The following is a 13540-nucleotide window of genomic DNA, read 5'->3' as shown; positions in this document are numbered from 1 at the left end:
GCCGTGTTTACGATTTTCCTACAACTTTGCCTGACGTACGGCACCACTTCGTGATTTTGCCATGGCCGCCAGGCGCACCGCGACGTTGGCCGCGCCGTAACCGGCGTAACCGTTCTTGCGCTGAATAATCTCAAAGAAGAACCGCCCTTCGAACGGTTCGGTGTAAACGTGGAACAGCTCACCACCCTGCGCATCGCGGTCGTAAAGCACGTTGAAGTAGGCCAGTTCGCTGAGGAACTCGTCATCGAAATCAAACCGCGCGGCCAGGTCATCGTAATAATTGAGCGGGATATCCAGCAGCGGCACGCCCGCCTCTTTCGCGCGGCTGACTTCGGCGAAGATGTCGTCGCAATCGAAGGCGATGTGATGCACCCCGGAGCCACGATAACTCGACAGCGCGTGTGAGATCGCGGTGTTGCGGTTCTCGGAAATGTTCAGCGGCAAACGGATCGAACTGTCACGGCTGCGCAACGCCCGGCTCTTTACCAAACCATAGGGATCGGGCAGCACCACTTCGTCGTCCGCCTCGAAATCCAGCAGGCTTTTATAGAACAGTACCCAACTGTCGAGGCTGTCCGCCGGCAGCGCCATGGCCATGTGGTCGATGCGTTTGAGGCCGCCGCTGGCGGTGGCCGCCGGTTGCAGATTGAAATCGGTGCCGTAGACGTCGGCGTTCTGGTCCACCAGGTAAATCAGGCTGCCGTCCGGTGCACGCACCGCCGCCAGCTCCAGCTCGTTGGGGCCAACCAGTCCGCGATAGGGCTGGCCCTTGTAGGCCACGGCGCGCGCAAGAGCGCTGGCGCTGTCGTTGACCCGAACGGCGGTGGCGCACAGCGACGGACCGTGGGCTTCGAAAAAGCTGTGGGCGAAAGAGTACGGTTCGGAGTTGAGGATCAGGTTGATATCGCCCTGGCGCAGCAGGCTGACGCTCTTGGAACGATGTTGCCCGGCCTTGACGAAACCCAGCCGCTCCAGCCAGTGAGAGAGCTTGGCGCCGAGGCTTTCATCCACCGCAAACTCGAGAAACTCAATGCCGTTGTACTCGCTGGCCTTGGGCGTTTCGAACAGGATGTCGACATTGGCCGCAGGCTTGGCTTCCTGCTCCAGACGCTGGCGGGTTTTTTCCTCCAGATACAGCAACGAACGCAAACCGTCGGCAGCATTGGCCCGTGGTGGCGCGGCGCGGAAGCCGTCGTTGAATATTTCCAGCGACAACGGTCCGGTGTAACCGCTCTGAATGATCGGCGCGAGGAACCCCGCCAGATCGAATTCACCCTGACCCGGGAAGCAGCGAAAATGCCGACTCCACTCCAGCACATCCATGGCCAGGATCGGCGCATCGGCCATTTGCACAAAGAAGATCTTGTCGCCGGGAATCTCGGCGATGGCGCTCGGATCCCCCTTAAGCGACAGCGTGTGAAAGCTGTCGAGCAGCACGCCCAGACTCGGATGATCCGCCTGGCGCACGATGTTCCACACCTGTTGATAAGTATTGACGTGACGACCCCAGGCCAGCGCTTCGTAACCGATGCGCAAACCGCGAATGCCGGCTCGTTCGGCCAGCAAGTGCAAATCATCGATCAGGATTCGTTCATCGCCGATCGAGTCGGCTGACGCATTGCTGCACACCAGCACCAGGTCGGTGCCGAGTTCCTGCATCAAGTCGAACTTGCGCTCGGCTCGCTCCAGGTTGCGTGGCAGGCGATCGCGGCGGCAGCCTTCGAAATCGCGAAAGGGTTGAAACAGCGTGATGGCAATCCCTAGATCGGCGCACATCTGTTTAATTTCACGGGGGCTGCCGTCGTAGTAGAGCAGGTCATTTTCGAAAATCTCCACCCCGTCAAACCCGGCGGCGGCAATGGCTTCGAGTTTTTCCGGCAGGGTACCGCTCAAGGAAACGGTGGCAATGGAACGTTGCATATCTCGACTCCCGGTGGTGGAGATCATCTTGTCAGGGGGGCACTGCACGCTCTGTTTCTACGTAGGAGCTGCCGAAGGCTGCGATCTTTTGATGTTGGTTTTTAAGATCAAAAGATCGCAGCCTCGTTTCACTCGACAGCTCCTACGGGATAGCGTTTTTCTTGGTGTAAATTATTGGCTTCAAGCTTCCACACAGCAATTCAAAGTGTACTAGCCAGTTAGTTTTATGTGCGATTATCGAACACAATGGCCCTTGGCGAATTGACGATTTTTCGTCCACTGCTCAACATCTGCTGCACATTGAGTCCGGTCATCAACCACCGCGCTCGGTTACCCAAGACCCAGAACACCACATAAAAATAATCGGTGGCCTACATGATTCCTTCTCGAAGCTCTTCCATGGAGCGTTCCTCCATGACTTCTGCCACCGGTGGCATTGGTGACAAAATCCGCGGCGCCATGGCGGTCGGCAAAACCCGTTGGGGGATGCTGGCGCTGGTGTTTTTCGCCACCACCCTGAACTACATCGACCGCGCCGCACTGGGCGTCATGCAGCCGATCCTGGCGAAGGAAATGAGCTGGACGGCGATGGATTACGCCAACATCAACTTCTGGTTTCAGGTCGGTTATGCCATCGGCTTCGTGCTGCAAGGCCGGTTGATCGACCGGGTTGGCGTCAAACGCGTGTTCTTCTGCGCGGTCCTGCTCTGGAGCCTGGCCACCGGCGCCCATGGCTTGGCCACGTCAGCCGCAGGCTTCATGGTCTGTAGGTTTATTCTCGGTTTGACCGAAGCCGCGAATTACCCGGCGTGTGTGAAAACCACCCGGCTGTGGTTCCCCGCTGGCGAGCGCGCCGTGGCCACCGGCATTTTCAACGCCGGCACCAACGTCGGTGCGATGTTCACGCCGATGCTGTTGCCGCTGATCCTCCACGCTTGGGGCTGGCAGGCGGCTTTCCTGTGCATGTCGGCACTGGGCGGGATCTGGCTGGTGTGCTGGGGCTTGAAGTACTTCAATCCGGAAGATCACCCACGCGTCAAACAATCGGAACTGGACTACATTCAAAAGGAAGTCGAGCCGGAACAATCCCGCGTGTCTTTCTCAACAATCCTGCGCATGCGTGGCACCTGGGCTTTCGCCCTGGCTTATTCGATGACCGCGCCGGTGTTCTGGTTCTACCTTTACTGGCTGCCGCCGTTCCTCAATCAGCAATACAACCTGGGCATCAACGTGACCCAGATGGGCATCCCGCTGATCATCATTTACCTGACTGCCGACTTCGGCAGTGTCGGCGGCGGGATCCTGTCCTCGTTCCTGATCGGTCGCGGGATCAACCCGATCAAGGCGCGGCTGATGTCCATGTTCCTGTTTGCCTGCTGCATCATCGGCGTAATCATGGCGGCTGGATCGAGCAATCTGTGGGTCGCGGTGTTCGCCATCTCCCTGGCCATCGGTGCACACCAGGCCTGGACCGCGAACATCTGGAGCCTGGTGATGGACTACACGCCTAAACACATGATGAGCACAGTGTTTGGCTTCGGTGGGATGTGCGCGGCGATTGGCGGCATGTTCATGACGCAGTTGGTCGGGCACATCCTGACGGTCACCAACAACAACTACACCGTGCTGTTCACCATGATTCCGGCGATGTACTTCATCGCACTGATCTGGATGTACTTCATGGCACCGCGCAAGATTCCTACCGTCACCCAGTAAAAACACTACACCCCTTGTGGGAGCGGGCTTGCTCGCGAAGGCGTCGTGTCAGTCAACATCACCGTTGCCTGACACACCGCTTTCGCGAGCAAGCCCGCTCCCACAGTTTGTTCAGTGTTAATCCTCTACCGGCGGCTCTGTTGCCACGCCGCCGCCAACCCGCTGCAACAAATCACCGCGATCCCGACCACCGTGGTCAGGGTCGGCGTGTGGGAAAACAGCAGCCAGCCGAGCAGACCGGCAAACACAATCTGACAATAACCAAACGGCGCCAGCAGCGCCGGGGCGGCGTAGCGGAACGCCTGAGTCAGGAACAAATGCGCGGTCATCCCGCAGCTCCCCAGCGCCAGCATCAACAACCCATGCCCGAGGCTCGGCACCTGCCAGAAGAACGGCACCAGCGCGCTCATCACCAGGGTGTTGCACAACCCGGCGAAGAAGTTACTGGTGGTCGGGCTGTCGATCTGGCTGAGCTTGCGGGTGAGCAACTGATAGAAGCAGAAAAACATCGCCGAGCAGAACGGCAGCAAAATCGCCGGGGTGAACAGTTCACCGCCGGGGTGGACGATGATCAACACGCCGATAAAGCCGCAAATCACCGCGATCCATTGACCACGGGTGACGTGCTCTTTCAACAAAGGCACTGACAACGCGGTGACCAACACCGGCGCAAGAAAGTTGACCGCCGTGGCTTCGGCCAAGGGGATGTACAACAAACCGGTGGTGAAAAACAGACTGGTGCCCAGCAGGCATAACGCCCGCGCCAACTGCAGCAATGGTCGTTTGGTGCGTAGGACACGTAACCCGGATTGCGGCAGAAAAATCCCGGCCATCAACAAGGTGTGCACCAGATAGCGGGCCCAGACCACCATGATGATCGGGTAAAAACCGGAGAGGTATTTCGACAACGCGTCGTGACTGGAAAACAGGAACGTCGCGGCGACGATCAGCAAAATCCCTTTGAAGGGTTTGTTTACACCGGAGAGTGGGGTGCTGATGGTCATGGCAATCCTTTGGAATCTAATTCCAATAATTTAGAACCTGGTTCCATATTCTCACAGGAGAGAATGTGAATAGTGTTCGAACAGCGCACAACTTCTGTAGGAGCAAAGCTTGCTCGCGATGATCACGCCACGGTTTTTCGCACTAGGACCGCGTTATCGTTCTTCGCGAGCAAGCTTTGCTCCTACAGGAGAGTGACAAATCAGCTGAACAATTCTGATGCGAGGCTCGCCGCCGACAGCTCCTCGGCAAATTTCAACAACAGCGGCGCCAGCTCATGCAACCGCGCACCCGGCATTCGCGCGCTCGGCCCGGCAATGCTGAGCACGCCGATCACCCGCCCATCGCTCGGATGTCGCACCACCGCCGCAATTGCCGAGGTGCCCACCGCCGAACTTTCCTCGACCCAGGCATAACCTTGCTCGCGCGCCAGACGCAGGCGTTCCAGCAATTCAATGTTGGAGCGTGGCGCATTCGGCCCCAGATCCTTCGGCCGCTCCGCCCCTTGGCGCTCTACCAGCGACAACGCCTCGGCATCGCTCATGCAGGCCAGCCATGCATGGCCTGACGCGGTGTAAAACAGTGGCGCATCTCGCCCCATGTCCGGGTCATAACGCAGACCGGAACGGGCGCCCTGGGATTTGGCGATCCAGGTCTGGCGCTCGCCTTCGATTACCCCCAGACGCACCAGTTCGCCGGTTTCCTGCGCGAGGCGATCAAGCACTGGCTGGACGATATCCGCGCCGCTGCTCGACAAATAACGGAACCCCATCGCCACCAGTTTGGTCGACAGGTGATAGCGCAAGGTGTCCTGATTCTGCCGCACATAACCCAGGCGAATCAGCTCGGCGAGCAAGCGATGGGTCGCGCTTTTCGGAATATCGAGTTGCTCCGCCAGTGTTTGCATCGGCAAGCCGCGCGGGTCGCTGGTAAGACTTTCCAGCACGCTGAAAACACGTTCAATCTGACTGCCGGCCATGGGAGGCTCCGAACACAATTTTGCCGATTCTAGAAGACAATGCCCTGAACGCGAAATCTGGAACTGACCGAGCGATAACCGCCCGCTTTAAAGCCTGATCACCTGTTGAAGATCATCAGACTCCTATATTTTTTGGAATTAAATTCTAAAAGCATCATTCATGGAGGGATAACGACCATGCAGCGCATCGTTAACGCACACGGTTTGAACATGCCAAAGGTTGGTCTCGGCACCTGGCCGATGCTCGGCGAGGAATGCACCCGCGCCGTAGAGCAGGCCCTGACGCTGGGTTATCGGCACATCGACACTGCGGCGGCCTACAACAATGAGGACGCGGTCGGGCAAGCGCTGGTCAACAGTCCTACGCCCCGGGAGCAGATTCATGTGACCAGCAAAGTCTGGTGGGATCAGTTGCAACCGGACGCCATGCGCCACTCCATGGACCGCAGCCTCAAGGCTCTGCGCAGCGACTACCTCGACCTGTTCATGATCCATTGGCCGACCACCGATTGGGACTTGCCACGCACAATCGAAACCCTGGTGTCGTTCAAGGAACAAGGTTTGGCCCGTAACATCGGCGTGGCGAATTTTCCGCTGCCGCTGCTGCGCAAAGTCGTCGAAGAGCTGGGCGCGCCGCTGTCAGCCATTCAGGTCGAGTACCACGTGCTGCTCGGACAAAACGCCCTGCTGAACTACGCCCGTCAACACGACCTGGCGCTGACGGCCTACACGCCGCTGGCGCGCAACAAGGTCTCGGACATCCCACAGATCCAGCAGATCGCCGCCAAGCACGGCGTGCTACCGACCCAAGTGGCACTCAAGTGGCTGCTCGATCAACCCAACGTCGCGGCGATTCCCAAGGCCAGCAGCCAGGCCAATCAACTGGCCAATCTACAAGCCCTCGACGTCAATCTGGACGACGAAGACCGTGCGCTGATCGCCGGCTTGTCCAAACGCGAGCGCCAGGTCAACCCGGACTTTGCGCCGGTGTGGGATGCATTCGACCGATAATCCACCGCGACGGGGGTTCGCGCGCCCGACAAATACTCGGCGGCTGACGGAATTCGCCGGGGGATTCACGCTCAATACAACGCTGTGGTTTTCCCGGTAACGTCGAATGCGTGCCGGGAATGCCACTGTGCGCGGCAAAATATGGACGACCGGACTGGCGTCGCGCCTACCCACCAGCAACACTCATCACCACGCATCTTCACCCAGTAAAGAAAGAGGATTCCCACATGCTATGGAAAAAAGGCCGACGCAGCGACAACGTGGTCGATGCCCGGGGTGATGATGTCGGCGGCGGTGGCGGCGGAATGCGCTTTGGTGGCGGCAAGGGCCTGAGCCTGACCGCGATCTTGCTGATTGTCGGGATCGGCTGGATCACCGGCCAGGACCCGATGCAGATCCTTGGACAACTGACCGGGCAAATGACCGAGCAATCGGCCCCGGCCACCACCCAAACCCGCAAAGCACCACCGGCCAATGATCAACAGGCCGAATTCGTGCGCTCGATCCTCGGCGACACCGAGGACACCTGGGGCCAGATTTTCCAACAGGCCGGCAAGCAATATAAGAACCCGACCCTGGTGCTGTTCAGCAACCGGGTGAACTCGGCGTGCGGCCTGGCCACTTCAGCGACCGGGCCGTTTTACTGCCCGGCTGACCAGAAGGTGTACCTGGACATGGCGTTCTTCCAGGAAATGTCGCAACGCTTTTCCGCCGCCGGCGACTTCGCCCAGGCCTACGTGATCGCTCACGAAGTCGGACACCATGTTCAGACTTTGCTCGGTGTTTCAGCGAAGATTCAGACCGCTCGCCAGCAAGGTCGGCAGATGGAAGGCGATGGTGGTTTACTGGTGCGTCAGGAACTCCAGGCCGACTGTCTGGCCGGAGTCTGGGCCAACAATGCGCAGAAGCGCCTGAACTGGCTGGAACCGGGTGACATCGAGGAAGCCCTGAACGCCGCCAATGCGATTGGCGATGACCGTTTGCAGCAGCAAGGTCAGGGCCGCGTCGTACCGGATTCCTTTACCCATGGAACGTCAGCGCAAAGGGTGCGCTGGTTCAAAACCGGTTTCGCCCAGGGCCAGGTCGGCCAGTGCGATACCTTTGCGGCGAAAAACCTGTAAATGCATAAGTGGTTGTTGGTTTTGTTGATCGCCTGCGCGAGTGCCCAGGCTGACGAGCACGGGGTCAAAGAGATCAGCCCCGGGCGCCTGCTGTTGAAAGAAGGTGAGATGGCGGTGGGCATGGGCCCGGCGCCGACAAAAATCGAACGGGTGCTGATCATCATCCATGGTCGCTTGCGCAACGCCGAGACCTACCGTCTCAGTGCCGAGAACGCGGCGCAAGCAGCCGGGCAAAGCGCGAACACGCTGGTGATCGCCCCGCAGTTTCTCAACGAAACCGACATCGTCCGCCATCCAATGCCGGACAGCGTATTGCGCTGGCATGGCAATGACTGGATGGCCGGCGGGTTATCCACAGCCCCGTTCCCGGTGAGTTCCTACGCAGCCCTCGACCAAATCATCGAGCGGATCAGCGACCGTCGACAGTTTCCGGACGTTAAGCAAATCGTCATTGCCGGTCACTCCGGTGGCGGCCAGGTCGTGCAGCGCTATGCATTGCTGGCCCACGATCAACCGGCACTCACGGCTGCCGGGGTGAAAATCCGCTATGTGGTGGCCAACCCGTCCTCCTACGCCTACTTCAATGAACAACGACCGGTGCCGTTCGATCATGCGCGCTGCACCGGTTTCAACCGTTGGAAGTATGGTCTGACCGACATGCCGATCTATGCCGGTGGGCAAACGGCCTCGCAGCTTGAGGGCAGTTACATCAAGCGTGATGTGATTTATCTGTTGGGACAGCAGGACACCGACCCGCAGCATCCGGCGCTCGATAAGGGTTGTGAAGCCGAGGCCCAAGGGGCGTATCGCTTGGCTCGCGGGCATAACTTTTTTGATTATTTGCTGCGGCGTAATCCTCAAGGCGTGAATCAGCGCCTGGTCGAAGTGCCGGGGGTCGGGCATAACGGGGATGGGATGTTTACTTCGCCGGAGGGGCAGAAGGTGTTGTTTGGGCAGTGAGTTTTGTATTGCATGACAAGGCCTCTTCGCGAGCAAGCCCGCTCCCACATTTGGAATGCATTCCCCTGTGGGAGCGGGCTTGCTCGCGAAGGCGGCTAGACAGGCAACAAATCACTCAAGCCGAAAGCATCCGCCGCAATTCGACACAATCCGCCGCATGCCAATCCGCCAACTCCGGCCACGGGTTATCCGGCAAATTCACCAGCACCGTCCGCGCCCCCGCCGCTCGACCGCAATCCAGGTCAAATCGGTAATCCCCAACCATCACCATCTCACTTGCCGGTACGTTCCAGGCTTCGGCCAACTTCAGCAAACCACCAGGGTGCGGTTTGGGCGGTGCTTCGTCACGACCCAGCACGTCCTCAACCGCGAAGCAGTCAGCCAGGCCGATGGCCTCCAGGGTCACATGCGCCAGTTCGCGAGCATTGCGCGTGAGGATGCCAAGGCGATAACCGCGCCCGGCCAGTTCGCGCACCAGCTCCACCGCACCGGGTGCCGGTTTCGAGCCCAATGCCAGGTCCCGTTCATGCTCCAGCAACCACGCGTGTTTGGCGGCCGCTTCTTCGGCCGGCAGTGCGGCGAGGTGAGTCAGGATGTCGTCTTCGGCCGGGATCGCCAGCGCCACGCGGATCGCCGCGAAGTCATGCACGGCCACCGTCAGGGTGCCGTCCATGTCGAACACCCAGTGCCGCACCTCGGCCAGGCTCATGCCCAATCCTTGCGATGACGAATCAGGCCTTCCTGGGTGACCGAAGCCACCAGTTGCCCGGCACGGTTGAACACGCTGCCGCGCGAGAAACCACGGGAGTTGCCGGCCCACGGGCTGTCCATCGCATAGAGTAACCAGTCATCGGCGCGCAGGTCCGAATGGAACCACAACGCGTGATCGAGGCTGGCGACCTGCATGTCTTTCTGCCACACCGATTTGCCATGAGGCAGCAGCGAGGTGGTCAGCAACCCGAAGTCCGAGGCGTAAGCCAGCAGGTATTTGTGCAGCGCCGGCGAGTCGGCCAGTGCACCGTCGGCGCGAAACCACACGTACTTGATCGGGTCGGCCGCTTGCGGGTTGTAAGGATCTTTCTCGGTCACCGGGCGGACTTCGATCGGTTTCGGGCAGAGCAGTTTTTCGCGCATGTGTTCGGGAATCAAATGCGCGCGCTGCTGGGTGAGTTCCAGTTCCGAAGGCAGGTTTTCCGGGCCAACCACTTGCGGCATTTCGGTCTGGTGCTGGAAGCCTTCTTCGTCGTATTGGAACGACGCGCTGCAGGTGAAAATCGGATTGCCTTTCTGGATCGCCGTCACCCTACGGGTGCTGAAACTGCCGCCATCGCGAACCCGATCAACCTGATACACCACCGGCAACTTGGCATCGCCGGGGCGCAGGAAATAACCGTGCATCGAGTGCACATGGCGCGTCTCTTCGACGGTCTGGCTGGCCGCCGACAGGGACTGGCCGAGTACCTGACCGCCGAACAGCTGACGGAAACCCAGGTCCTGGCTGCGACCACGGAACAGGTTTTCTTCAATCGGTTCCAGGGTCAGCAGGTCGACCAGATCTTCCAACACTTGGCTCATTCGGGCTCTCCTCACACAAAGCAATGCCGTGCAGTCTTGGCTGCGACGGTCGATTCAGTTAATGGCCCACGCCAACATGGCGACCATTGTAAACGTCCGTGCCTGCTTATCCATGCAAGGTTTGCAGCCATTGTTCACGGGTGATGCGGTATAGAACATGGTGACGCAGTGGATGGTCGGACGCGAGCCTCGGGTGGTCGAAGTCATCGGCTGAATCATGCTGCATGCCGATGGCCTGCATGACTTTCTCCGACGGCAAATTGCTTTGCGTGGTGAAGGCCACCACCTCTTTCAGCGCCAACCGGTCAAAGCCGCAGCGCAGAGCGGTCCACGCGGCCTCACTGGCGTAACCCAAGCCCCAGTGTTCGCGGGCCAGGCGCCAGCCGATCTCGGTGGCCGGAACGAAAGGCGCATCGAAGCTGACCACCGCCAACCCGGTAAACCCGATGAATTGGCCGGTGTCCTTGCGTTCCAGGGCCCAGAAGCCGAAACCGTGCTCGGCAAAATGCCCGCGAACCCGCCCGATCAGCGAAGCACTTTCCAGTCGGCTCAGCGGTGCCGGGAAATAACGCATCACCTGTGGATCGGCACACATCGCCGCAAACTCCGGCAAATCCTCATCGCGCCACTGCCGCAACAGCAGTCGTGCGCTTTCGAGTTCCAGTATCGGCTCCATCGTGCCCCTCCAATTCCATGCCGCAAGTCTACATCGCTGGTAGGATCCTTCACTCATTCCTACCTACCTTCCCCGATAATTCCGACATGCCCCTGCCGTTGATCTACCACGAAGACTACAGTCCCGAGTTCCCGGCGGATCACCGCTTCCCCATGGACAAGTTTCGCCTTCTGCGCGATCACCTGGTGGACAGCGGCCTGGTCCGGGACGCCGACCTGCTGCGCCCGGAACTGTGTCCGGCAGAGATTCTCGCCCTCGCACATGACCCTGCGTATATCGAACGCTACATGAGCGGCGAGTTGTCCCGCGAAGACCAGCGGCGCCTCGGCCTGCCGTGGAACGAGGCCCTGGCCCGGCGCACGGTACGAGCAGTCGGCGGTTCATTACTGGCGGCCGAGCAGGCGCTGGAACACGGGATGGCCTGTCACTTGGCCGGCGGCACGCACCACGCCCATTACGACTACCCGGCCGGGTTCTGCATCTTCAATGACCTGGCGGTGATCAGCCATTACCTGCTGGAAAGCGGCCGTGTGAATCGGGTGCTGATCTTCGATTGCGACGTGCACCAGGGCGACGGGACTGCACGAATCCTGCACAACACCCCGGACGCCGTGACCGTTTCCCTGCACTGCGAAAAGAATTTTCCCGCACGCAAGGCTGAAAGCGACTGGGACATTCCGTTGCCCAAGGGCATGGGCGATGCGGATTATTTGAAGGTCGTGGACGACGCGCTCAACTATTTGCTGCCGCTCTACCAACCGGACCTGGTGCTGTATGACGCGGGCGTCGATGTGCATAAGGATGACGCGCTGGGTTACCTGAAGCTGACCGACGAAGGCGTCGCCGCTCGCGATGAAAGCGTCATGCGCCACTGCCTGGGCCGAGACATCCCGGTGGTCGGGGTGATCGGCGGCGGCTACAGCAAGGACCGCCAGGCCCTGGCCCGCCGCCACGGCATCCTCCATCACAGCGCACAACGGGTGTGGCAGTCATCAGGTTGTCATTGAGGTGTGGATCTTTACCCACAATGCCTGTGGAACTGCCTGTGGATAACCTGAGTGAAAGGGCCTACAGCCCATGCTTTGTATAGCTCTCAGAACACTGGTTATTTTTTGATCACCACTTCAAGAACACCACAAACCCCATGTGGGAGCGGGCTTGCTCGCGAAAGCGGTGTATCAAGCGATACAGATGTCGACTGACACTCCGCCTTCGCGAGCAAGCCCGCTCCCACAGGGAATGTGTGCTGATAGAATGCGCCGCTTATCCAGCCATACCGCAGCGCATGCCATGACCCAGCTCTCGACTTCCCTCCCCCCTCACGTCGCCATCATCGGCGGCGGCCCTGCCGGCCTGATGGCCGCCGAGGTCCTGAGCCAGGCCGGAATCAAAGTCGATCTGTACGACGGCATGCCATCCGTGGGCCGAAAATTCCTGCTGGCCGGCGTCGGCGGCATGAACATCACCCACTCCGAAGCCTACCCGGCGTTCCTCGCGCGCTACGCCGAACGGGCACCGCAAATCGCACCGTTGCTGCGGGCTTTCGGCGCCGAGGCTTTGTGCCAGTGGATTCATGACTTGGGCATCGAAACCTTTGTCGGCAGCTCCGGCCGGGTTTTTCCTACAGACATGAAAGCCGCCCCCCTACTTCGCGCCTGGCTTAAACGCCTGCGCGATGCGGGTGTAGTTATCCACACCCGCCATCGCTGGCTCGGCTGGAATGAGCACGGTGAGTTGCGTATCGCCAGTCCCGACGGAGAAATCACCGTTAAACCCGACGCCACCCTGCTCGCCCTCGGCGGCGGCAGTTGGTCGCGCCTGGGCTCGGACGGCGCGTGGATGCTGCCACTGGAACAACGCGGCGTAGGACTGGCGCCGCTGCAACCGAGCAATTGCGGCTTCGAGGTGCAGGCCTGGAGCGAATTGATGGTCAGCAAATTCGCCGGCGCGCCGCTGAAAAATATCGCGATTGGCCTGAATGACGACATCCCTCGCCTTGGGGAATGTGTGATCACTGCCACGGGGATTGAAGGCAGCTTGATCTATGCATTGTCGGCGCCGATTCGCGAAGCCATCAATCAGCACGGCTCAGCCACCATTCATATCGACCTGTTGCCGGGCCGACCTGTGGATAAAGTTGAAGTTGCGCTGAGCAAACCGCGCGGCTCGCGCTCGATGTCCAAGCACCTGCACAGTCAGCTTGGAATCGATGGTGTGAAAGCGGCGTTGCTAAGAGAGTTGACGGGGGCCGAGTGCTTTGCCGATCCGGCGTTGCTGGCCAAGGCGATCAAGGCGTTGCCACTGACCCTGGTGAAAACCCGTCCAATGGACGAAGCCATCAGCAGTGCGGGCGGCGTGAAGTTCGAGTCGATGGATGAGCGCTTGATGCTCAAGCAACTGCCTGGCGTGTTCTGCGCGGGGGAAATGCTGGACTGGGAAGCGCCGACGGGGGGCTATCTGCTGACGGGGTGTTTTGCCAGTGGGCGTGCGGCTGGGCTTGGGATTGTGGAGTGGCTACAGCGCAAGAGCTGAAGACCGAGGCGCGCCCTTCGCGAGCAAGCCCGCTCCCACACTGGATCT

Annotated in this window: 12 protein-coding genes; 6 read left to right on the top strand and 6 right to left on the bottom strand. The window is 59.9% G+C overall.

Annotation, left to right across the window (positions count from 1 at the left end):
• Positions 1 to 18: 18 nt before the first annotated feature.
• Positions 19 to 1920 carry a 3-dehydroshikimate dehydratase QuiC gene (gene quiC, locus ACWIKB_RS19090; protein ID WP_475268827.1) on the bottom strand — a complete coding sequence of 634 codons (1902 nt, stop codon included), beginning with the start codon at positions 1918 to 1920 and terminating at the stop codon, positions 19 to 21.
• Between the two features lie 399 nt (positions 1921 to 2319).
• Here quiC and ACWIKB_RS19085 point away from each other — a divergent pair, with 399 nt between their 5' ends.
• The gene (locus ACWIKB_RS19085) at positions 2320 to 3636 is read left to right on the top strand and encodes an MFS transporter (protein ID WP_475268826.1); all 1317 of its coding nucleotides are present in this window, start codon (positions 2320 to 2322) and stop codon (positions 3634 to 3636) included.
• 125 nt (positions 3637 to 3761) lie between these two features.
• Here ACWIKB_RS19085 and ACWIKB_RS19080 read toward each other — a convergent pair whose 3' ends face one another.
• Positions 3762 to 4640, bottom strand: a complete 879-nt coding sequence (locus ACWIKB_RS19080) for a DMT family transporter (protein WP_403026104.1) — start codon at positions 4638 to 4640, stop codon at positions 3762 to 3764.
• Between the two features lie 200 nt (positions 4641 to 4840).
• Positions 4841 to 5617, bottom strand: coding sequence for an IclR family transcriptional regulator (locus tag ACWIKB_RS19075; RefSeq protein ID WP_475268824.1), 777 nt, complete (start codon positions 5615 to 5617; stop codon positions 4841 to 4843).
• A 177-nt stretch (positions 5618 to 5794) separates the two neighbouring features.
• Between ACWIKB_RS19075 and ACWIKB_RS19070 the strand changes: the two genes are divergently transcribed.
• The 3 genes from ACWIKB_RS19070 to ACWIKB_RS19060 all read left to right on the top strand — a co-directional run bounded on the left by ACWIKB_RS19070 (position 5795) and on the right by ACWIKB_RS19060 (position 8709).
• Complete coding sequence (locus ACWIKB_RS19070; RefSeq protein WP_475268822.1) at positions 5795 to 6628, top strand: aldo/keto reductase; 834 nt, start codon at positions 5795 to 5797, stop codon at positions 6626 to 6628.
• 227 nt (positions 6629 to 6855) lie between these two features.
• Positions 6856 to 7749 carry a KPN_02809 family neutral zinc metallopeptidase gene (ypfJ, locus tag ACWIKB_RS19065; RefSeq protein WP_475268820.1) on the top strand — a complete coding sequence of 298 codons (894 nt, stop codon included), beginning with the start codon at positions 6856 to 6858 and terminating at the stop codon, positions 7747 to 7749.
• Positions 7750 to 8709: an alpha/beta hydrolase gene (locus tag ACWIKB_RS19060; protein WP_475268818.1), complete on the top strand. Its 960-nt coding sequence runs from the start codon at positions 7750 to 7752 to the stop codon at positions 8707 to 8709.
• 115 nt (positions 8710 to 8824) lie between these two features.
• Here the strand turns inward: ACWIKB_RS19060 and ACWIKB_RS19055 are convergent, their stop codons facing one another.
• From ACWIKB_RS19055 to ACWIKB_RS19045, 3 genes are all read right to left on the bottom strand, one after another.
• Positions 8825 to 9418 carry an HAD family hydrolase gene (locus tag ACWIKB_RS19055; RefSeq protein WP_475268816.1) on the bottom strand — a complete coding sequence of 198 codons (594 nt, stop codon included), beginning with the start codon at positions 9416 to 9418 and terminating at the stop codon, positions 8825 to 8827.
• On the bottom strand, positions 9415 to 10284 hold the full coding sequence (tesB, locus tag ACWIKB_RS19050) for an acyl-CoA thioesterase II (protein WP_201194509.1): 870 nt from the start codon (positions 10282 to 10284) through the stop codon (positions 9415 to 9417). The genes ACWIKB_RS19055 and tesB overlap by 4 nt, the downstream gene beginning before the upstream one ends.
• 106 nt (positions 10285 to 10390) lie before the next feature.
• Positions 10391 to 10960: a GNAT family N-acetyltransferase gene (locus tag ACWIKB_RS19045; RefSeq protein WP_475268813.1), complete on the bottom strand. Its 570-nt coding sequence runs from the start codon at positions 10958 to 10960 to the stop codon at positions 10391 to 10393.
• An 86-nt stretch (positions 10961 to 11046) separates the two neighbouring features.
• On the opposite strand from ACWIKB_RS19045, the gene ACWIKB_RS19040 reads away from it, so the two are divergent.
• On the top strand, positions 11047 to 11967 hold the full coding sequence (locus tag ACWIKB_RS19040; protein ID WP_475268811.1) for a histone deacetylase family protein: 921 nt from the start codon (positions 11047 to 11049) through the stop codon (positions 11965 to 11967).
• 283 nt (positions 11968 to 12250) lie between these two features.
• Positions 12251 to 13492, top strand: a complete 1242-nt coding sequence (locus ACWIKB_RS19035) for a TIGR03862 family flavoprotein (RefSeq protein ID WP_475268942.1) — start codon at positions 12251 to 12253, stop codon at positions 13490 to 13492.
• Positions 13493 to 13540 lie beyond the last annotated feature (48 nt).

The sequence above is a fragment of the Pseudomonas sp. 5Vm1k genome (assembly GCF_056161485.1).
This window is presented reverse-complemented; position numbering and strand designations above follow the sequence as displayed.

Excerpts from the sequence above, each read along its gene's own strand:
- tesB (WP_201194509.1), bottom strand. The coding sequence starts at position 10,284 with ATGAGCCAAGTGTTGGAAGATCTGGTCGACCTGCTGACCCTGGAACCG.
- ACWIKB_RS19085 (WP_475268826.1), top strand. The coding sequence starts at position 2,320 with ATGGAGCGTTCCTCCATGACTTCTGCCACCGGTGGCATTGGTGACAAA.
- ypfJ (WP_475268820.1), top strand. The coding sequence starts at position 6,856 with ATGCTATGGAAAAAAGGCCGACGCAGCGACAACGTGGTCGATGCCCGG.
- ACWIKB_RS19045 (WP_475268813.1), bottom strand. The coding sequence starts at position 10,960 with ATGGAGCCGATACTGGAACTCGAAAGCGCACGACTGCTGTTGCGGCAG.
- ACWIKB_RS19080 (WP_403026104.1), bottom strand. The coding sequence starts at position 4,640 with ATGACCATCAGCACCCCACTCTCCGGTGTAAACAAACCCTTCAAAGGG.
- quiC (WP_475268827.1), bottom strand. The coding sequence starts at position 1,920 with ATGCAACGTTCCATTGCCACCGTTTCCTTGAGCGGTACCCTGCCGGAA.
- ACWIKB_RS19035 (WP_475268942.1), top strand. The coding sequence starts at position 12,251 with ATGACCCAGCTCTCGACTTCCCTCCCCCCTCACGTCGCCATCATCGGC.
- ACWIKB_RS19070 (WP_475268822.1), top strand. The coding sequence starts at position 5,795 with ATGCAGCGCATCGTTAACGCACACGGTTTGAACATGCCAAAGGTTGGT.
- ACWIKB_RS19060 (WP_475268818.1), top strand. The coding sequence starts at position 7,750 with ATGCATAAGTGGTTGTTGGTTTTGTTGATCGCCTGCGCGAGTGCCCAG.
- ACWIKB_RS19040 (WP_475268811.1), top strand. The coding sequence starts at position 11,047 with ATGCCCCTGCCGTTGATCTACCACGAAGACTACAGTCCCGAGTTCCCG.
- ACWIKB_RS19055 (WP_475268816.1), bottom strand. The coding sequence starts at position 9,418 with ATGAGCCTGGCCGAGGTGCGGCACTGGGTGTTCGACATGGACGGCACC.
- ACWIKB_RS19075 (WP_475268824.1), bottom strand. The coding sequence starts at position 5,617 with ATGGCCGGCAGTCAGATTGAACGTGTTTTCAGCGTGCTGGAAAGTCTT.